The organism is Allorhizobium undicola ORS 992 = ATCC 700741 (genome assembly GCF_000621665.1).
In the GTDB taxonomy this organism is placed as follows: Bacteria; Pseudomonadota; Alphaproteobacteria; order Rhizobiales; family Rhizobiaceae; genus Allorhizobium; species Allorhizobium undicola.
Genome location: NZ_JHXQ01000021.1, coordinates 25,274 through 45,176, shown reverse-complemented (window position 1 = coordinate 45,176; position 19,903 = coordinate 25,274). Strand labels below are relative to the sequence as shown.

The following is a 19,903-nucleotide window of genomic DNA, read 5'->3' as shown; positions in this document are numbered from 1 at the left end:
TCAGGGAATTTGCATGACGGAGAAAAACAGTCCGAGTTGCCGGATGGCATTGGCGAAATTGTCGTAATCCACCGGCTTGGTAATATAGACATTGGCGCCCAGATCGTAGCAGCGTTGAATTTCCCGCTCGTCGTCGGTGGTGGTCAGAATAACGACCGGCAGACGGCGCGTATGGGGGTTGTTCTTCACCTTTTCCAGAATGTCGGTTCCCGACATGTCCGGCAGATTGAGGTCCAGAAGGATCAGCAGGTAACGATCCTTCGAGGCTTCGCCGGAGCGGTTCTGGCCAAGAATGAAGTCAAGTGCGGCATTGCCGTTGGTGAAGGGAACGATCTCGTTATTGACGCCGGCGCGGCGCACATTTTTTTCGATGAGGCGGGCATGGCCCTCGTCATCCTCGACCATCACGATCGTTACTTCCTTGCCAACCGCCTTCATGTCTCACTCCGTACAAGCTTTGAAAGGTCTCTGGGCAGACGCAGCGTGAAAGTGGACCCTGCGCCCAATTGCGATGTGACGGTAATCTCGCCGCCAAGATTTCTGGCAAGCGAGCGGACATGCGCAAGACCGATGCCTTCGCCGCGCTGGTCCTGCTGGCCGGAGCGCCTGAAAAGCTCGAATATTCTTTCGTGGTCTTCCGCCGCGATACCCCGCCCATTGTCTTTTATGTCAATGCGAATGAAATGTCTTCCGTCCTGCACGGTTCTTGCGGCCAGATTCAATGGAATTTCAGGGCGGCGATACTTTATCGCATTATCGAACAGGTTGCCGAGAATCTGCTCGATGGAAAGCCGGTCGGAAACGATCATGTCCACGTCGATGGATATGTCCACCTTTCCGCCGCTTTCGCCGATCTGGTGCTGCACGCTGGCGGCGGTGGTTTGAAGGATTTCGTTGAGACTGACGGGCTCCGGCTTGAGCTGGCGGCGGCCATCGCGGGAAATCTTCAGGATGGCGTTGATCAGCCCGTCCATTTTGCGGGTCGAGGACCGTATGAAGCCGATGGCTTCCGGCAGGTCCTCGGAGGCGGCAAGCCGGGCATCGGCAATCTGCTGTTCGCTCAACTGCGCGCCCTCTGACAGCACATAGGCTTGCAGCGACTTCAATGCCGTATCCAGCTCCGCGGTAAAGCCCATGACATTGACCAGCGGTGCGCGCAAATCGTGCGTCACGATATAGGCGAAACGCTGGATTTCCTGATTGGCCTGAATGAGATCCTCGGTACGCTCCTGCACCCGCGCCTCAAGGCCGCGATTGAGCAGTTCGACCTCCTGCCGCGCCTGTGAAAGCTCGCGGACATGCTGGATGATGACTGCCAGCGCGCCGCCCAGCACGGCCACGATGGCGATGGCGCCGCCCAGCGTAAACCATGTCAGCCAGTTGCTGGCCCTTTTTTGCGCGGCAATTCCTTCGTCCAGGCTGATGTCGGCCGTATCACGCATGGTCTCCAGAAGCTGGCGAATCTCGTCCATGGCGTTCTTGCCGAAGCCGCCGCGAACGGCATCGACCGACTCCTGAATTCGACCAATTCGTGCGAGGTTGAGCGTGGCTTCCAGTTCGCCGAGCTTGGCGTCCACCAGCCGGTGCAATTGCGGCAGCTGGCGGGCCCGTTCCGGCTGGTTCGCCATCTGCTTGTCCAGATTTGCCAGAATATTGCGCACATCGCCGACGGAATCGGTATAGGGCCGCAGAAAATCCTGCTGCTGGGTAATGATGTAGCCGCGCTGCCCTGTTTCCGCATCGGTGAGGTTCTGGAGCAGGTCCGCGATGGTCCGGCGGACTTGCCGCTCCTGCACCACCACGTCGAACATGTCCTGCGTGCGGCCAAGCAGCCAGATGGAGGAAGCAATGATGCTGAAAAGGATAAGCGCGCCCAATGCCAGCATGAGCATGGTCGAGCGCATGAAGATCCGATGCGTGGCCGACATCAAAGCAAGCCTCCGGCGCTGCAAGGGCGGAAAGCCGCGTTCGGCCAACCGTCAGGCCCAATGGCGCAGATGACGCCGGATATTACCGGCAAGGCTTCACCGGCCCTTTTCCCTTCATGCTGTGGCCTTACGGCCGGGCATCGAAAATCTGAAAATACGCACACCGCCGTCTCACCCCTTCACGCAGCACGACGGGAGTGGACAGGCCCGATCTGAACCTGTCCACTCCCGTCGGAACTCAATCGCATGTCAGGGTGCCTTCATCAAAGGCGAAAATTCCTCGCCCGGAAACACCCGTCCACTTTCACGGCTCAAACGTCCGCAGCCCTCATTGGTTCCGGCGGGGGATAAAAATTTTCCGAAGGGTCAGGACAGCCGGAATGCGATATAGGCAAGCGTTGCCGCAATGATCCACAAGGCCCAGCGACCCGAGCGCGCATGGCGGGCCTCTGCCTTGCCGATCGCCTCTGCGGTTGCGGCGTCGAAACGCAGGCCATGCTCGCTCATATGCATGACTTCTCCGTGGAACTTCTCGGTTTTCGCGGCAATGTCCGGCAGGGCTTCCGCCACGCGCAAGGCCGCTTTCAATCCGTCGCGCATGTCGCCGACGAGGCGCTTGGGGCCGAGATTGTCGCGGATCCATTCACCAACGACCGGTTCGGATGCCTTCCACATGTTGAATTGCGGGTTCAGCATTCGCGAGACGCCTTCCACCACCACCATGGTCTTTTGCAGCATCACCAGTTCCGGGCGCGTCTCCATATCGAACAGTTCCGTCACCTCGAACAGCAGGCTGAGCAGCCGCGCGATGGAAATGGTTTCCGCCGATTGGCCATGGATGGGTTCGCCGATGGCGCGGATGGCCTGGGCAAAACTGGCCACATTGTGATGGCCCGGCACGTAGCCCGCCTCGAAATGCACCTCCGCCACGCGCATGTAATCGCGGGTGATGAAGCCATAGAGGATTTCTGCCAGAAAGCGCCGCTCCTTCTTGCCGAGCCGGCCGGAAATGCCCAGATCGACCGCCACGATAATGCCCTGCGGATCGACGAAAAGATTGCCGGGATGCATGTCGGCGTGGAAGAAACCGTCCCGGAGCGTATGGCGCAGGAAGGACTGGATCAGACTGTCGGCCAGCCGGTCGAGATCGTGACCGGCAGCTCTGAGGCCCTCCACGTCCGACATCTTGACGCCTTCGATCCACTCCATGGTAATCACGTCGCGGCCGGTTCTTTCCCAATCCACGACGGGAACCCGGAAGCCGGGATCGTTACGGGTATTTTCGGCCAGCTCCGAAAGCGCGGCGGCCTCCAGCCGCAGGTCCATTTCCAGCCGCGTCGTCTGTTCCAGCGCCCGCGTCACTTCCACGGGCCGTAGGCGGCGCATATGCGGCAGCAGCCGCTCCTGGAGATGCGAGACGAGATACATGACCTGAAGATCGGCGGCAAAGCGACGGCGGACGCCCGGACGCACGACCTTGACCGCCACTTTCGTCAACCCCGTGCCGGTCGCCACCATGCAGGGATGAACCTGGGCAATGGAGGCGGCGGCGATGGGCTCGCCGAAATCGGCATAAAGGTCATCGATCGTCCGGCCAAGAGAATCGCGAATGGCGGTCTTTGCGGCATCCGTCGGGAAAAAGGCCATCCGGTCCTGGAGACCCGTCAGATCCTGCGCCAGTTCCGCGCCCACGACATCGGGCCGGGTTGCCAGAAACTGGCCGATCTTCACATAGGACGGCCCTAGCCGTTCGATAGCCTGTGAAAGGCGTTCGGCACGGTGCACGCGCATGGCGCGCTTGCGGGCAAAGGCGGAAACGGCGCGCTTGCCAAGCGCCACCATGGGCGGCAGTCCTTCGGAGGGCAGGGCGGAGACCACGCCCTCCCGGACAAGGATCCAGCCGACGCGCGCCAGCCGGAAATAGGCGCTGAAGGGGCTCATCGCATTCCTTTATGCAAGAAAGGGGGCAGCAGGCAGGGGAGAGGTCTGCATCGGCAGCTCACATCTTCCAGCCGGAATGCAGTGCGGCAATTCCACCGGTATAGTTGGTGAAACCGACCCGTGAAAAACCGGCCTTTTCGATCATTGCGGCAAAATCCTTCTGGTTGGGGAATTTGCGGATGGATTCCACCAGATACTGGTAGGGCTCGGCATCGCCGGTAATCATCTTGCCGAAGCGGGGAATGGCGTTGAACGACCATGCATCGTAAACGCGATCGAGCAGCGGCATCTCGACCTCGGAAAATTCCAGCACGAGAAGCCGGCCACCGCGCTTGAGCACGCGATGGGCCTCGCTGAGGGCCTTGTCGATGCGCGGCACGTTGCGAATGCCGAAGGCAATGGTATAGGCGTCGAACCGGCCATCCTCGAAAGGCAGTTCCTCCGCATTGGCCTCCACGAAGCTGAGGTTTTGCGACAGGCCGCGCTTCTTTGCCCTTTCCTCTCCCACCGACAGCATGGAGCCGTTGATGTCCAGCACGGTGGCATGGGCCAGGCGGCGGGAGGCCTCGATGATGCGGAAGGCAATGTCGCCGGTTCCGCCAGCCACATCCAGAACCTTGTAGTTCGGGTCGCGGCGCGGATGCAGGGCGGCGACCATGGCATCCTTCCACAGCCGGTGAAGGCCCGCCGACATCACGTCGTTCATGATGTCATAGCGTTTGGCCACCTTGTGGAAGACCTCGTTGACCAGGCCCTGCTTCTCGCCCTCGGCCACATTGCGGAAACCATAGGATGTTTCCATGCCGCCATCGGCAGAGGTGCGGTTCTCAGCCATCGGATCTCTCCACTTCTTCAGCCTTTCCGGCAGTGGCGGAAAGGCGCTTGATAGGTTAGGTATCGCCAGCACGCCAAAGGGAGCCGGAACCCGTCCTTAACCCATTGCGGCCCGCGCCGAAACAGAAAGATGGAGCCCCCATGCCGGAATTGCCAGAGGTAGAGACGGTAAAACGCGGTCTGGCGCCATTCATGGAGGGCGCGACCATTCGCCGCCTCGAACTGAGGCGGCCGGATCTACGCTTTCCGCTGCCTTCGGATTTGCAGGAAAAAACGCAAGGCCAGCGCATTGTTTCGCTGTCGCGGCGGGCAAAATATCTGCTGATCGATCTCGAAAACGGCCTTTCGGTTATCTCCCATCTCGGCATGTCCGGCTCCTACCGTATCGACGAGGGCAGGCAGACCGACATGCCGGGGGAGTTTCACCATGCCCGCTCCAAGGACGAGAAGCATGACCATGTCATCTTTCATCTCGAGAGGACAGGGGGATCGGTCATTCGCGTCATTTACAACGATCCCCGGCGTTTCGGCTTCATGGATCTGGTGGAGCGCCGCCTGATGGACAGCCACGCCGCCTTTGCGGGACTTGGGCCGGAGCCGCTGGGCAATATGTTGAGCGCTGAAGCTCTGGCCGGGCGCTTTGCCGGGCGCAGCCAGCCGCTGAAGACGGTGCTGCTCGATCAGAAAACCATTGCCGGGCTCGGCAATATCTATGTCTGCGAGGCGCTGTGGCGGGCGCATCTGTCGCCGCAGCGCGCCGCAGGAACGCTGGTTGCCCCGGACGGCGGCAAGACAGACGGGCTGGAGCGGCTGACGATCGCCATCCGCGACGTCATCGCCGAGGCCATCGAGGCTGGAGGGTCTTCGCTGCGCGATCATATCCAGACCGATGGCTCGCTCGGATATTTCCAGCATCGCTTCAATGCCTATGATCGCGAAGGGCAGGCCTGCCGCCATCCCGGATGCGGCGGCACGATCGGCCGCATCGTTCAGGCGGGGCGTTCGACCTTCTACTGCCCGGATTGCCAGATGTGATTTCATCCGCAGGACCAAGAGAAAGGACCCCGCATGACCCCGCAGACCCTCATTCTCGAAAGCCACGGCCCGGTGGCGCTCATCCGCCTCAATCGCCCGGAGGCGCTCAACGCGCTGAACGCACAGGTGCTGACGGAGCTGATTGCGGCGCTTGCCGCCTTCCAGACGGACGAGGCCGTGCGCGCCGTGGTGCTCACCGGCTCGCAGAAGGCCTTTGCCGCTGGCGCGGACGTGAAGGAAATGCAGGCGCTGGATTTCGCCACCATCTATAAGGGCGATTTTCTGTCGGGCTGGGCCGAGGTGGCCGGTTTCCGCAAGCCGATCATTGCCGCCGTCGCGGGCTTTGCCCTGGGGGGTGGATGTGAGCTTGCCATGATGTGCGACATGATCTTCGCCGATACCAGTGCCAAATTCGGACAGCCGGAAATAAGCCTTGGCATTATTCCCGGCATGGGCGGCACGCAAAGGCTGATCCGGGCCGTGGGCAAGGCCAAGGCCATGGACCTTGTGCTGACCGGGCGGATGATGGACGCAGAAGAGGCCGAGCGCGCCGGACTGGTGGCCCGCATATTGCCGCCTGAAAGCCTGATCGAGGAAGCGCTGAAGGCTGCGGCAAAGATCGCCTCCTTCTCGCAGCCTGCCGTGCTGATGGCCAAGGAGGCCGTGGCCAGTGCCGCAGAGCTCTCATTGAATGAGGGGCTGCATCTCGAGCGCCGCCTTTTCCAGTCGCTTTTTGCCACGCAAGACCAGAAGGAAGGCATGGCCGCCTTCATCGAGAAGCGCAAGGCGACGTTTACCGACAGATGAGGCAAGCCATCCGCCCCGGCCTTTGCCGCCGCCGATGCGGCAGATGAAGGAAAAGCGCGGCAGAGTCGGAATCGCGTTGACGGGGGCGCTCTTTCCAGTTATATGCCCGGCCACAGTTAGGAAAGCTTCTGCTTATTCCGCAATTGCATCCCGATATGCGTGTTTGACGGGTCGCAACAGTCTGGCGGCAGGCAGAGGTTTGGTTGATATTCAAGAGAGGCATCCATGGCCAATACAACGTCGGCTAAGAAGGCGACCCGCAAGATCGCTCGCCGCACTGCAATCAACAAGAGCCGCCGCTCGCGCGTTCGCAACTTCGTCCGCAAGGTTGAAGAAGCCATCGCTTCCGGTGACGTGACGCTCGCCGCAGAAGCCCTGCGCGCTGCCCAGCCTGAGCTGCACCGCGCCGCTTCCAAGGGTGTGATCCATGCCAACACCGTTTCCCGCAAGATCTCGCGTCTTGCTGGCCGCGTGAAGGCTCTGGCAGCTCCCGCTGCCTGATGAAACTGCCGCTTTCGCGGCTTTTCAAATTTTTGTGAGTGATTAGCCTGGCGCAAGCCGGGCTTTTTGCGTGTTTTTTAATATTATACACGTTTTGCTGGCAATGTGCCGGACATGTCACTCGCATGACACTAAAAATCCTGAAAAAACAATAGATTAATGAAGGTGCCCTTATTGGCCTTGGCTTCCCTTTACGGCAGGTCATGCCAATTTCGAGTCAAGAGAATTTTTTATTTTTGACGATTCAAAGGGCTTGTTTTCTGGCGGGGCCTAAAACTCCTTGATTCAAAAGCGATTCTTTTTTGCATTTTTTCGGGGCACAGATGTCGTCCCCAGAGTCAATGCCGGGCACTTAATTTTAGGTAAAATTCATTGTTGATCTCGGCCTCCGATCCTGCCTAAATGATTTTACGAGAGGCTTGCAGGGCAGCTTGAAGAGACCGGAAGCAAAGGGCGTCTGGCTTGGCAGCATCCTCTTGAAGCGGATCAATCCTGTTCCGTTTTTATCTTACATGATCCGTTTTTTGCCCCGGTCTCCGGATTCGGGAAAGGTGGATTTTGGCTTTCTGCCCCTCGGGGCGCCATATTCATCCAGCCGTGGGCGGCAAGAATAAGATCGCCACGCTCCTCATGAACGAGGATGAGGGAACGTGGTTAGGCGCTGATGAGGCGCAGCAGGAGAGCGCCACACTCTGTTCCGTTCTGGAGCGATGTGGCTGGGGATACGACGTCACGTCCGATAAGGCCGTGATGCAGGACTATAAGGCGTCGGGCAAAATGGCAGTTGCCCGGCACATTGAGAGAAGTGGAAGGCGGCGATATGCAAATGACTATGGTGACGGCAAGTGCGGCGGCCAACGGGGACGAGGCGCGCACGGCGACAGAGGCCGTTTGCCCGGATGCGGCACAGGAAACCTCCAAGATCATGCATGATGCCCTGTTCGAACGGTTTTCGGCCCGTCTGAAGGCGCAGGTCGGCGCCGATGTCTTTGCCAGCTGGTTCGGCAGGTTGAAGCTGCATTCGGCTTCCAAAAGCGTGATCCGGCTTTCCGTGCCCACAACCTTCCTGAAGTCGTGGATCAACAACCGTTACCTGGATCTTCTCACGACGATCCTTCAGGCTGAAGATCCCTCCATTCTCAAGGTGGAAATCCTGGTGCGCAGCGCCAGCCGCAATGGCCGTGCAGCCGAGGAACGGGCACCTGCGGTCGAGGTTGCCGCCCAGCCCGCGGCCCAGAAGCGATCACCCGCTTCCACCGCCATGCCGCTGTCCGCCGCTGCTCCCGCCATTGCACAGCCGCAGCGCGCCCCCGCGCAGGGACCGCTCTTCGGTTCGCCGCTGGACAGCCGCTTCACCTTCGACGCCTTCATCGAGGGCGCTTCCAACCGCGTCGCCGTTGCGGCTGCCAAGACGATCGCCGAAGCCGGTGCGGGCGCGGTGCGCTTCAATCCCCTCTTCATCCATTCCTCCGTCGGCCTGGGCAAGACCCATCTGCTACAGGCGATTGCCAATGCGGCCATTCACAGCCCGCGTGCACCCCGTGTGGTCTATCTGACGGCAGAATATTTCATGTGGCGCTTTGCCACCGCCATCCGCGACAATGACGCGCTGACGCTCAAGGACTCGCTGCGCAATATCGATCTTTTGATCATCGATGACATGCAGTTCCTGCAAGGCAAGACCATCCAGCATGAGTTCTGCCATCTGCTGAACATGCTGCTGGACAGCGCCAAGCAGGTTGTCGTGGCCGCCGACCGGGCTCCCTGGGAGCTGGAAAGCCTTGACCAGCGCGTCCGTTCGCGCCTTCAGGGCGGCGTTGCCATCGAGATGGAGGCGCCCGACTACGAAATGCGCCTCGACATGCTGAAGATCCGTCTGGACAATGCCCGCCGCGAAGATCCGGCGCTGGATATTCCTGAGGAAATTCTCTCCCACGTGGCCCGCCATGTCGCCAGCAGCGGCCGCGATCTGGAAGGAGCTTTCAACCAGCTCATTTTCCGCCGCTCCTTCGAAGCCAATCTGACCGTTGACCGTGTCGATGAGCTTCTGGCGCATCTGGTCGGCGCCTCCGATCAGAAGCGCGTGCGCATCGAAGACATCCAGCGCATCGTAGCCCGCCATTACAACGTGTCGCGGCAGGAGCTGGTCTCCAACCGCCGCACGCGGGTTATCGTCAAGCCGCGCCAGATTGCCATGTATCTCTCCAAGACCATGACGCCGCGTTCCTTCCCGGAAATCGGTCGCCGCTTCGGTGGCCGTGACCACACGACGGTTCTTCATGCCGTGCGCAAGATCGAGGAACTGATTGCGGGCGATCAGAAGCTTTCGCAGGAAATCGAACTCCTGCGCCGTCTCATCAACGAATAAGCTGTTTCGGCTTGCCGGCGATCAGGCGCCGGCCCTTGCTCGGGAAGAGCCGGCGGCAAAGGACCATGACATGCGAAAAAACCCGGTGAAGCCTCACCGGGTTTTTTGTATAGGTCCCGCCAAATTCAGGAAAATGGTCAGCCCGTTCCGGCCGGGTTCAGCAGGCCAGATCGGCAACGACAGCATCCAGCACCAGCATTCCCTTGGGCGTGCAGCGCAGACGGGAATTGCCAAGCCGTTCTATGAAACCGTGTTCCAGTAAAAATTGCTCGCGCGCCGGATCCGGATCGCGCCCCGACAGCTCCTGCCAACGGGCGAGATCGACGCCCTCCCTGAGCCTCAGGCCCATCAGCAGCAATTCGTCGGCCTGTTCGTCCCGGTTGAGCGCTTCCTGCTCCACCATGCCGTGGCCACGGGCCTCTACCTGCTCCAGCCAGCGTTCCGGGTTGCGCTCGGTGGCGGTGGCCAGTTTGGCCGGGCCATGAGACAAGCGGCCATGGGCGCCCGGACCAATACCGGCATAATCGCCATAGCGCCAATAGGTGAGATTGTGACGGCTCTCCGCGCCGGGACGGGCGTGATTGGAGACCTCGTAAGCCGGGAGGCCCTGAGCTGCGGTCAGGTCCTGCGTGGCCTCGTAGAGTTCGGCGGCACGGTCTTCATCGGGAGTAATGATCTTGCCTGCCTTGTGCAGGCCGAAAAAGGGCGTGCCTTCCTCGATGGTCAATTGATAGAGCGACAAATGATCGACAGCATAGGAAATCGCCTGTTTCAGTTCCTCTTCCCATTCGCTCACCGTCTGGTTCGGGCGGGCATAGATGAGGTCGAAGGACATGCGCGGAAAGATCTCGCGGGCAAGCCGCACGGCTTTCAGCGCGTCTTCCACCGAATGCAGACGGCCCAGAAATTTCAGGTCGCGGTCGTTCAGAGCCTGCACGCCAAGGGAAACGCGATTGACACCGGCGGCGCGGTAGCCGCGAAACCGCTCTGCCTCCACGCTGGTCGGGTTGGCTTCCATGGTGATTTCGATGCCGCGCGGCACGTTCCAGAAGCGCGCAATACCGTCGAGAATGGTGGCCACGGTTTGCGGGTCCATCAGCGAAGGCGTGCCGCCGCCCATGAAAATGCTGGTCACGGTTTTCGGGCCGCTCAACTCGCGCATCTCCTGCATTTCCTTCAGAAAGGCAGCTGCAAAGCGCGGTTGGTCGATCTTCTGGTGGCGGACATGGCTGTTGAAGTCGCAATAGGGGCATTTGGCTGCACAGAAGGGCCAATGAATATAGATGCCGAAACCCGGCTCACCCGTATCGGGCAGAAGAAGAGACGTGGGTTCGGCCATATGCTCAGGCGTCCAGGCAGGTTTCGACGAAAAGCTTGAAGGCGCGGGCGCGGTGCGATAGCGCCTGCTGCTGGCCGGGCCTCCAGCCATGCTTTTCCTCGGCCGTCATTTCGCCAAAGGTGCGCTCATGGCCTTCCGGCTGGAAAATCGGGTCGTAGCCGAAGCCGGATGTGCCGCGCGGGGCCGCGGCAATGGCGCCTTCCACCTCGCCGCGGAACATTTCCGTGTGCCCATCCGGCCAGGCCAGACACAGCACGCTCACGAAACGGGCGCGGCGCTGAGAAGGCGCCATGGCGCCCTTGTCGGCAAGCGCCTGTTCCACCTTGGCCATGGCCATGGCAAAATCGCGGCTGCCATCGGCATTCTCCGCCCAGTTGGCCGTGTAGACGCCGGGCGCGCCGTCCAGTGCGTCGATGACCAGGCCGGAATCGTCCGATAGCGATGGCAGGCCGGAAGCATGGGCCGAGGCAAGCGCCTTGATGGCGGCGTTTTGCTCGAAGGTCGTGCCGGTTTCTTCCGGCTCGGCAAAGTTCAGCTCGCGGGCGGATCTGGCGGAAAAGCCGAAGGGGCCGATGAGATCGGCGATTTCGGCGATTTTCCCGCTATTGTGGCTGGCGACCACGATGGTTTTGGTGTCGAGCTTGCGCATGTCCTGTCCTGTCAAAGTCCCCAAAGCCGTGCTTCGGCGCATTCCAGACTGTTTCCCGCCGGATCGCGGAAATAGATCGATCGTGCCCCGTTCGGCCAATTGAAATCGGATTCGATCGCCACACCTGCCGCCACGAGGCTTGTGCGGATCGGCTCCATTGTCTCGCGGCTGACGCGAAAGCAGACATGTCCGGGGCCGCGCGCTCCATGAGGCGGCACGGGAAGGGCCCCTTCCGGCGGGCTCTTGACGGTTTCTGCCGGATTGAAAATCAGCAGAACGCCGGGCCCGCAGCGATAGAAGACATGACGGTCGCCCTCCCGCAGGATTTTTTCAAAGCCCAGAAGCCCGCCATAAAACCGCTCTGCCGCATCGAGATCATCGACGTAGAGTGCGGTTTCCAGAACGGCTTCGAGCGGCAGGGCCATTGCAGTCGTCTGCCCCCTCAGGCCAGTGCCTGCTTTTGCAGATCCACCAGTTCGGCAATGCCGTTGCGGGCAAGATCGAGCAAAGTCAGGAATTCTTCCTGGCTGAAGGGCTTGCCTTCGGCGGTGCCCTGGATTTCCACGATGCCGCCTGAACCGGTCATGACGAAATTGGCATCGGTTTCGGCTGCCGAATCCTCCAGATAGTCGAGGTCGATGACCGGCTGGGCGGCAAAAATTCCGCAGGAAATGGCGGCGACATGATCTTTCAGCACGCGCTCCACCTTCACCATGTTGCGGTTTTCCATCCACTTCAGGCAATCATGCAGGGCCAGCCATGCGCCGGTGATGGCGGCTGTCCGGGTGCCGCCATCGGCCTGAAGCACGTCGCAGTCGATGGAAATCTGGCGCTCGCCCATGGCTTCCAGGTTCACCACCGCACGCAGCGAGCGGCCGATCAGCCGCTGGATTTCCAGCGTGCGGCCGCCCTGCTTGCCGGAAGCGGCTTCCCGCTTCATGCGCTCTCCCGTGGCGCGCGGCAGCATTCCGTATTCGGCTGTCACCCAGCCCTTGCCGGAGTTGCGCAGCCATGGCGGGGTCTTTTCTTCGAGGCTTGCGGTGCACAGCACATGCGTATCGCCAAATTTGACGAGACAGGAGCCTTCGGCATGTTTGGAAACATTGCGCTCGAAGCTCACCTTGCGCATCTGGTCGGTTTTTCTGCCTGAAGGCCGCATTCTCTTCTCCCAAAAGCCCGCGCCCGCGAGGTCGCTTGCACCATCCTGCCCGAAGCAGGCCTGGCGCCTCGCATGTCGGGAACTCCGCTGCCTTCTACGAGCGCTTGGCGCCATTTGCAAAGGAAAAGCCGCAGCCCGGCCGAAAGGCCGTTAAAATACCGTTGTTAAGCGAAGCGGACAAACTATATTGGTCAGGACAGGTGATGGAACGCAAACATCGGTTTTCGCAAGAAGACCGGATTTCAGAAAAGATTTCGAAGGCAGGATGGGCAGCGGCACGATCAGGGACATGCAGGGTTCGGCGGGCCTGGATGACAGGTCGCGGGAAATCTTTCGGCGTATCGTTGAATCCTATCTCGAATCGGGCGAGCCGCTCGGCTCGCGCAATCTGTCGCGTATTCTGCCCATGGCGCTTTCGCCAGCCTCCGTGCGCAACGTGATGAGCGATCTGGAGGAATTGGGGCTGATCTATTCGCCGCATGTCAGTGCCGGAAGGCTTCCCACCCAGATCGGGCTCAGATTTTTCGTGGATGCGTTCATGCAGGTCGGCAGTCTTTCCGACGAGGAACGCGGCTCCATCGAGCGCCAGATCCGGCCCTCCGAAGACGATCAGTCGATGGAAGGCGTGTTCAACGAGGCCAGCCGCATGTTGTCTGGCCTGTCGCGTGGGGCGGGTCTGGTCATTGCCGCCAAGTCCGATCCGGTTCTCAAGCATGTGGAATTCATAAGGCTCGAGCCCACCAAGGCGCTCGCCGTGCTGGTGGGTGAACACAACCAGGTTGAAAACCGTATCATCGAGCTTCCGGCGGGCATTACCGCCTCGCAGCTCACGGAGGCGGCCAATTTCCTCAATGCGCATCTGGCGGGCCAGACGCTGCATGAAGTGAAAAGCCAGCTTGAAAAACTGAAAGGCCAGGTGGAATACGAGCTGGATGCGCTTTCCCGCGACCTGGTGGAGCGGGGGCTGGCGATCTGGTCCGGCGGGGAGGGCGACAAGCCCACCCGGCTGATCGTGCGCGGGCGCGCCAACCTGCTGGAAGGCCTTGGTGGCACGGACGACATGGATCGATTGCGCCTGCTGTTCGACGATCTGGAGCGGAAGGAAAGCCTGATCGAAATCCTCAGCCTCGCGGAAACGGGGCCGGGTGTGCGCATCTTCATCGGTTCGGAAAACAAGCTGTTTTCGCTTTCCGGCTCCTCGCTGATCGTCGCGCCCTATCGCGATGGCGATGACCGGATCGTCGGCGCCGTCGGCGTGATCGGACCGACGCGGTTGAACTATTCGCGCATCGTGCCCATGGTGGATTATACCGCCCAGATCATGGCGCGGCTGTCCCGCAAGGGAGGCTGAAGGCGTGCACCTTCGTCTTCCATTGCTTCTGCCTGTCATTCTCCTCAACACGAAGTCTTGATTTTTACGGTCCGAACGCTGATATGCGGACCGGACAACATGCATACCGGAGAACGTCATGACCGATGACACAACCAAGAACGGACCTGACGCTGCTGCGGCCGAGGCCCCGGCGCAAGCCGCAATCGACAATAGCGATCAGAACGCCGGAGGGGCAGCAGACGAGGCGAAGGTCGAAACGCCAGATCCGCTGGCCGCGCTTCAGGCGGAAAATTCCGAGCTGCGCGACCGTTTCCTGCGGCTGGCCGCCGACATGGACAATCTGCGCCGCCGCACCGAACGCGATGTGAAGGACGCAAAAAGCTACGCCGTCACCGGCTTTGCCCGCGACATGCTGGCGGTGTCCGACAATCTTCGCCGCGCCATCGAAGCCGTTCCGGCGGAAGCCCGCGCCGCAGCCGAAGCCGGTCTTGCCTCGCTGATCGAAGGGGTGGAAATGACCGAGCGCGCCATGCTTTCCACGCTTGAGCGCCACGGTGTAAAGAAGATCGAGCCGGAAGGCCAGCGTTTCGATCCCAATTTCCATCAGGCCATGTTTGAAGTGCCAAACCCGAATGTTCCCAACAATACGGTGGTTCAGGTGGTACAGGCCGGTTACACCATTGGCGAGCGGGTTCTGCGCCCCGCAATGGTGGGTGTTGCCAAGGGCGGCCCGAAGACGGAAGCGGCCGGCGACGAGTCTGGCAAATCCGCGTAATACCAGAAGCTGTTACAGCGTCCTGCGTTTCATCAAACGGCCAAAGGACGCTGTAACACTGTAAATATGCTCTGAAAATGGCCGGTTTGACCGGCCATTTTTCATTTCAGCGACATGGTCAGCGGCGGGGCCACGTCTGGCGGCATGGGGCATTGATAGGCATGGCCACCACGCCGGCGGTCGAGATCCTGTTTTGCCGCGGTAATCAGGGCCGGTTCGCTGAGGGCGCGTTCTGCCACCATCGCCATGGCCTTTGCCACGAAAACCATGCCCTTGTGGGCGGCGGGGGATTTGCCCTGCGCCACCAGTTGCCAGGAATGGAACGGCGTGCCGATGGCAAAAAGCGCGGCATGGGCCTGCACGGTCGGCACGGCCCAACTGACATCGCCGACATCGGTGGAGCCCATCATCAACTGGCGCGGCGAAGCCTGCGGCACAACGCCCTCGAACAGCACATCGTCGTTGCGCTCCAGGCCAACGCCCTTGAAGGCGCTGGCAATGTCGTTGTCGCTCAGGCTCTTGCGAATGGCGGCGGCAAAGGCGCGATCCTCATCGTCGAAGCTCACCCCGCCAAGCTTCGTCAGCACGTCGTTCATGGCCGTTTCCAGCGGCGTATTGCCAAGCAGGTTCGAAACCGCGCTGACAATGCTGGCCTCCACGCGGGTTTCCGTCATCAGGGCGGCGCCTTCGGCCACTTTTTTCACCCGTTCCACCAGTTCCACCATGCCGGGCAGGTCCGTGGCGCGAATGGAATAACGCACCCTGGCATGGGCCTGCACCACGTTTGGCGCAACGCCGCCAGTGTCCAGAACGGCGTAATGGATGCGCGCGTCGCTTGGCATATGCTCGCGCATGTAATTCACGCCGACGCTCATCAGCTCCACCGCATCGAGTGCGCTGCGCCCCAGATGCGGAAAGGCGGCAGCGTGCGAGGCGCGGCCCGTAAAGCTGAAATCCATGCGGGTATTGGCCAGCGAATGCGGCGGTGTCACCTCCGTGAAGCAATGCGGATGCCAGCAAAGCGCAATATCCACATCGTCGAAGGCGCCCGCGCGCACCATGAATGTCTTGGCGGCACCACCTTCCTCGGCGGGGCAGCCATAATAGCGCACCCGTCCGGGCAGGCCCTGTTCCTCCAGCCACTGCTTGACGGCGGTGGCGGCCAGAAGCGCCGCAGAGCCCAGAAGGTTGTGGCCGCAGCCATGACCATGGCCGCCTGCCTCCACGGGCCGATACTGCGCAACGCCCGCTTCCTGGCTGAGGCCGGGCAGGGCGTCATACTCGCCAAGAATGGCGATGACGGGTCCGCCCTCGCCAGCTTCCGCCATCAGTGCCGTTGGAATGCCGGCAATGCCGGTGGTGACACGAAAGCCGCCGGCGCGGGCCATGGCCTCATGCTCTGCCGCCGAGCGGTGTTCGGTGTAGCAGATTTCCGGCATTGCCCAGATGGTGTCGGCGAGCGCCACGAAGGGTTCTGCGTGGTGGTCAACGATGTCGGGCAGGGTGCGGGTGTTCTTCATGCTGTCAGGCCTTTTCCGTTTGCAGTGGCTTGAACATATTCCACACGCCGATCAGGGAAAATGCCCCGATCAGAATGACATAAAGGGCGGGCGCCAGCTTGCTGCCGGTGGTGGAGATCAGCCAGGTCACGATCATCTGGCCAAAACCGCCGCTCAGCATGACACCGATGGCATAGGCCGCCGAAAGGCCGGTCACGCGGACCGTCTTGGGGAAATTCTCGACAATGGCGATCATCAGTCCGGAGCCCAGGCCCTGAATGGCGCTCATGACCGCGACCATGATGAGAAGAACGGCGGGGCTGTTCGTTTCGACCACCACCAGAAAGGCGGGGTAGACCAGCGCCAGAATGGCGATGCGTGAGAGGATCAGCGGCAGTTTGCGGCCGTAGCGGTCACTGAGCAGCCCGCCGAGCGGTGCAAAGATCACCATGGAAATGCCGCCCACCAGCGCGGCGGTTGAGGCAGTGGCCGGCGACATGTGCAATTCGCGCACGCCGAAGGTTGGCACATAGAGATTGAGGATGACATAGGCGGCATTGGCCCCCAGAAGCGCCAGCACCGCCCAGAGCGTGCGTGTCCAGTGCAGCGTGATGACGCTTCCCACCGGATTTTCCGCGCGGGCCTTGCTGGCGGTATCGACATCCAGCGTTTCTTCCACCGCCGAGCGCAGGAAAAGGCCGATCGGAACGATGACAATGCCGAGGATGAAGGGAATGCGCCAGCCCCAGTCATTCATGGCTTCAGGGGACAGAAACGTATTGAGGCTGGACACGATGGCCGCGCCGATGACGACGGCCAGACCCTGGCTGGCCAGTTGCCAGCTTGCAAAGAAACCGCGTTCATTGGGCGGGGCGGATTCCGCCAGAAGCGTGGTGGACGCGCCGGTCTCGCCCCCGGCGGAAAAGCCCTGCAAAAGACGTCCGGCAATCACCACGATGGGCGCCAGCACGCCAGCGGCGTCATGGCTTGGCGTCAGGCCGATCATCATCGTGCCGATAGCCATCAAAAGCAGTGTCAGGTTGACGGCGGCCTTGCGCCCGTAGCGGTCGCCGAACATGCCGATCAGCAATCCTCCCAGCGGGCGGGCGCAATAGCCAGTGCCATAAACGCCAAGCGACAACAGGATCTGCGCCGTCGGATCGGCTGAAGGGAAGGCTACCTTGCCGATCGTCACGGCAAAGAAGGTAAAGAGGGTCAGATCGTAATATTCCAGCGCATTGCCGATGGAGACGGCGGAAATTACCCGCGTGCGTGATGGAGCCTTGATATGCTCAGAGGTAAGGGTCGTCATGGTCGTTCCCCGTTTTTGGTTCATATCGGAGGTTTTCAAGGGCTGATCTTGCCCGATTGCTCCGACGCTTCTTTTGATAAAGGGAGAAAAACCGCGCGAAAATTGAAAAGCCATCCATATACTATTACAATTTGGTTATAGTATGGAACAGAAGCCCTGCATACCAGCGGGTGGTGTGGCAGGAACACATGCTGAAAAGGTGATGGTTTGAAGACGGACTGGGTGGAGCGCTTAAAACTCAGGCAGTTGCGGGTCATTCTCGCCATTGAGGAGCGCGGCAGCATCAGCCGTGCGGCGGAGGACATGTTCGTCACCCAGGCGGCTATTTCCAAAATGGTCGGGGAGGTGGAGCAACTGGCAGGTGTTCAGCTATTCGAGCGGCGCGGGCGTGGCGTGGTTTCGACGCTTGCGGGCCAGCAGGTCATTCAGGCGGCGCGGCGCATTCTGGGTGAGCTGAAAATCCTGGGCGATGAGGTGGCGCTGGTGGCTGAGGGCGGTGCGGGCCTTTTGCGCATCGGTGCGCAGGCGCTTTCCATTTCTCCGGTCATTTCCCGAATCTTTGCCGCCATGAAGGTGCAATATCCGCGCGTGACGCTGCAATTATACGAGGAAACCCTGCCGGAAGTGCTGAAGGCGCTCAGAACGGGCCGGGTGGATCTTGCCTTTGGACGCATGGTGCCGCGGCTGATGGCTTCCGATCTGGAAGGCATGGCCATTCCATCTCCCCATTATGTCGTGGTTGCCAGCGCCGGGCATCCGCTGCTTCAAAGGGCAAGGATCAGCTGGGTGGAGGCCATGGAGTGCCTGTGGTGCCTGCCCCTGCCGGGCACGCCGACGCGCAACCACTTTGCCGACTTCTTATCGGAACTTCGTCTGCCATTTCCGCAAATGCGGGTGGAAATCGGCTCCTTGCCCTATCTCACGGCTTTCTTGCAGGCAACGCCTGCCTTGTCGCTGGTCACGCAGAATCATGCGGAAAGCTGGCGCGAGCAGGGGCTGTGCCAAATCCTTCCCCTGCCTTTGACACTGGCCATCGAGCCGATTGGTCTGATCTGGCCAGCCAATACGCCGCTATCGCCGTCTGCGCGGCTTTTTCAGAAAGAGACGGTCAATCTGGTCGCGCATTTACAAGGCTGAGACAGATGCGCTTTGGGACCAATCAGGCCATTTCGCGCTGAGGGGTTGCAAGGCGGGCGCCATCGGGCTGGAAATCGGCGATGTTCAGCCCGTCCTGCCCGAGGATGACGGCGCTGCCAGCCGGAATTTCCACCCAGCTTTCGCTATTGTCATCCAGCGGTTCGGAAACGATGCAATAGCCGCCCGCAGGTCCCATCGGGCCTGCATAGAGCGTGGGTGCAAATTCGTCCGTGGAATAGCGCACGGCATAAAGCGTTTCGCCATCGGAAAAGGCGGCGGTGAAGCGCACCCGCGTCTCTCCCGTCATGTGCAGGCTGAGGCCCTCCACGAAGCCGATGGCTTCCGCCATGGCCGCCAGCGGCCTTTCCTGCATCCCGAACTGCATGGCCAGCAGAAAGAGCATCTCCGAGTCCGTCGTGCCGTGGCGGGCGCCGAAATGCCGGTCGTCCAGCATCTGCTCCATGGAGCGGCGGATACGGTCGAAGTGGTCGATCTGGCCATTATGCATGAAGGACCAGTTTTCGAAGACGAAGGGATGGCAATTGTCGCGCCGCGTGGCGCCGTGGGTGGCGGCGCGCACATGCGCCAGAAACAGCCGCGAGCGGATCTGGCGGGCAATGCTTTTCAGATTGCAATCCGACCAGGCGGGCAACACATCGCGGAAACGTCCCGGCTCGGCGCGGTCGCCATACCAGGCAAGGCCGAAGCCGTCGGCATTGGTAGAGGTGCGGGCGCGGGTGGCGCAGACCGATTGCTCGATGAGCGAATGTGCAGGAGAGGACACGAGTTCCTCGATGAAAAGCGGCTCTCCCCGATAGGCTGCCCAGCGACACATGTGCAAAACTTCTCCGGCCTCCGGCGCATCGATGCACCGGTTGCACCATTGTTGGTGCGAAGTGATAACGAAGCGTGAAGCTTCCCTTGCTTCATGACAAATTTTTGACGAAGCGCACAATCACTTTTCGCAGCGCAATATTGCGGCGCGTGACCATTTTTGGGGATGGGGATGGGGATGGGGATGGGGATGGATTTCAGTCTCCCGGGCGGCCCGCATACCAGAGCGCGCAAATTGCAGGCGCGCCGATCATGACTGAGATGAAAAGTCCGAACATCATTTCGACTTCCATGACGCCACCCTCATATGGAGCAATGTGATCATGATAACGCGCAGAGATTACGAAAGTTTCAATGGCACGTCATGATTGCACGGCGGGGCCGCCTCAGTTTGAGACGTGCATTGCCGGATAGGGGAAGCGAGGGCCTTGTCATGGCGCGATGCGCCGGGC

The 19,903-nt window shown here is 60.8% G+C and carries 18 protein-coding genes; 7 read left to right on the top strand and 11 right to left on the bottom strand.

The genetic code is table 11. The features are described 5' to 3' along the window. The 4 genes from T424_RS0116450 to ubiE all read right to left on the bottom strand — a co-directional run bounded on the left by T424_RS0116450 (nucleotide 1) and on the right by ubiE (nucleotide 4,704). The gene (locus T424_RS0116450; protein WP_027488696.1) at nucleotides 1-438 is read right to left on the bottom strand and encodes a response regulator; all 438 of its coding nucleotides are present in this window, start codon (nucleotides 436-438) and stop codon (nucleotides 1-3) included. Continuing rightward, on the bottom strand, nucleotides 435-1,928 hold the full coding sequence (locus tag T424_RS0116445; protein WP_027488695.1) for a sensor histidine kinase: 1,494 nt from the start codon (nucleotides 1,926-1,928) through the stop codon (nucleotides 435-437). Before T424_RS0116445 ends, T424_RS0116450 begins: the two co-directional genes overlap by 4 nt. A 366-nt stretch (nucleotides 1,929-2,294) precedes the next feature. Continuing rightward, nucleotides 2,295-3,869, bottom strand: a complete 1,575-nt coding sequence (gene ubiB / locus T424_RS0116440; protein WP_027488694.1) for a 2-polyprenylphenol 6-hydroxylase — start codon at nucleotides 3,867-3,869, stop codon at nucleotides 2,295-2,297. 58 nt (nucleotides 3,870-3,927) lie between these two features. Beyond that, the gene (gene ubiE, locus T424_RS0116435; protein ID WP_027488693.1) at nucleotides 3,928-4,704 is read right to left on the bottom strand and encodes a bifunctional demethylmenaquinone methyltransferase/2-methoxy-6-polyprenyl-1,4-benzoquinol methylase UbiE; all 777 of its coding nucleotides are present in this window, start codon (nucleotides 4,702-4,704) and stop codon (nucleotides 3,928-3,930) included. A 140-nt stretch (nucleotides 4,705-4,844) separates the two neighbouring features. On the opposite strand from ubiE, the gene mutM reads away from it, so the two are divergent. The 4 genes from mutM (at nucleotide 4,845) to dnaA (ending at nucleotide 9,414) form a co-directional block, all read left to right on the top strand. Next, complete coding sequence (gene mutM / locus T424_RS0116430; RefSeq protein ID WP_027488692.1) at nucleotides 4,845-5,738, top strand: bifunctional DNA-formamidopyrimidine glycosylase/DNA-(apurinic or apyrimidinic site) lyase; 894 nt, start codon at nucleotides 4,845-4,847, stop codon at nucleotides 5,736-5,738. A 33-nt stretch (nucleotides 5,739-5,771) separates the two neighbouring features. Then, a complete protein-coding gene (locus T424_RS0116425) occupies nucleotides 5,772-6,545 on the top strand; it encodes an enoyl-CoA hydratase (RefSeq protein WP_027488691.1) in 774 nt (257 codons plus the stop codon). A gap of 225 nt (nucleotides 6,546-6,770) precedes the next feature. After that, on the top strand, nucleotides 6,771-7,046 hold the full coding sequence (gene rpsT, locus T424_RS0116420) for a 30S ribosomal protein S20 (RefSeq protein WP_027488690.1): 276 nt from the start codon (nucleotides 6,771-6,773) through the stop codon (nucleotides 7,044-7,046). A gap of 820 nt (nucleotides 7,047-7,866) precedes the next feature. Next, complete coding sequence (dnaA, locus tag T424_RS0116415; protein ID WP_027488689.1) at nucleotides 7,867-9,414, top strand: chromosomal replication initiator protein DnaA; 1,548 nt, start codon at nucleotides 7,867-7,869, stop codon at nucleotides 9,412-9,414. A gap of 157 nt (nucleotides 9,415-9,571) precedes the next feature. Here the strand turns inward: dnaA and hemW are convergent, their stop codons facing one another. From hemW to rph, 4 genes are read right to left on the bottom strand one after another with little or no spacing between them, the layout of a single operon-like run. Next, complete coding sequence (gene hemW, locus T424_RS0116410) at nucleotides 9,572-10,753, bottom strand: radical SAM family heme chaperone HemW (RefSeq protein ID WP_027488688.1); 1,182 nt, start codon at nucleotides 10,751-10,753, stop codon at nucleotides 9,572-9,574. Between the two features lie 4 nt (nucleotides 10,754-10,757). Then, entirely contained in the window at nucleotides 10,758-11,402 is a 645-nt protein-coding gene (gene rdgB, locus T424_RS0116405; protein WP_027488687.1) for an RdgB/HAM1 family non-canonical purine NTP pyrophosphatase, read from the bottom strand. A gap of 11 nt (nucleotides 11,403-11,413) precedes the next feature. Next, the gene (locus T424_RS0116400) at nucleotides 11,414-11,827 is read right to left on the bottom strand and encodes a VOC family protein (RefSeq protein ID WP_037068075.1); all 414 of its coding nucleotides are present in this window, start codon (nucleotides 11,825-11,827) and stop codon (nucleotides 11,414-11,416) included. Nucleotides 11,828-11,844: 17 nt separating this feature from the next. Continuing rightward, nucleotides 11,845-12,561, bottom strand: a complete 717-nt coding sequence (rph, locus tag T424_RS0116395) for a ribonuclease PH (protein ID WP_027488685.1) — start codon at nucleotides 12,559-12,561, stop codon at nucleotides 11,845-11,847. A 265-nt stretch (nucleotides 12,562-12,826) separates the two neighbouring features. Here rph and hrcA point away from each other — a divergent pair, with 265 nt between their 5' ends. Continuing rightward, nucleotides 12,827-13,912 (top strand): heat-inducible transcriptional repressor HrcA, encoded by a 1,086-nt coding sequence (gene hrcA, locus T424_RS0116390; RefSeq protein WP_051559113.1) that lies wholly within the window; start codon nucleotides 12,827-12,829, stop codon nucleotides 13,910-13,912. 118 nt (nucleotides 13,913-14,030) lie between these two features. After that, nucleotides 14,031-14,669, top strand: a complete 639-nt coding sequence (gene grpE, locus T424_RS0116385; protein WP_027488683.1) for a nucleotide exchange factor GrpE — start codon at nucleotides 14,031-14,033, stop codon at nucleotides 14,667-14,669. A 101-nt stretch (nucleotides 14,670-14,770) separates the two neighbouring features. Here the strand turns inward: grpE and T424_RS0116380 are convergent, their stop codons facing one another. Then, a complete protein-coding gene (locus tag T424_RS0116380) occupies nucleotides 14,771-16,189 on the bottom strand; it encodes an amidohydrolase (RefSeq protein ID WP_051559110.1) in 1,419 nt (472 codons plus the stop codon). Between the two features lie 4 nt (nucleotides 16,190-16,193). Beyond that, on the bottom strand, nucleotides 16,194-17,480 hold the full coding sequence (locus tag T424_RS21340) for an MFS transporter (RefSeq protein WP_161712606.1): 1,287 nt from the start codon (nucleotides 17,478-17,480) through the stop codon (nucleotides 16,194-16,196). A 207-nt stretch (nucleotides 17,481-17,687) separates the two neighbouring features. On the opposite strand from T424_RS21340, the gene T424_RS0116370 reads away from it, so the two are divergent. Beyond that, nucleotides 17,688-18,617 carry a LysR family transcriptional regulator gene (locus T424_RS0116370; protein ID WP_027488681.1) on the top strand — a complete coding sequence of 310 codons (930 nt, stop codon included), beginning with the start codon at nucleotides 17,688-17,690 and terminating at the stop codon, nucleotides 18,615-18,617. 22 nt (nucleotides 18,618-18,639) lie between these two features. Here the strand turns inward: T424_RS0116370 and T424_RS0116365 are convergent, their stop codons facing one another. Beyond that, complete coding sequence (locus T424_RS0116365; protein WP_027488680.1) at nucleotides 18,640-19,452, bottom strand: class II glutamine amidotransferase; 813 nt, start codon at nucleotides 19,450-19,452, stop codon at nucleotides 18,640-18,642. Nucleotides 19,453-19,903 lie beyond the last annotated feature (451 nt).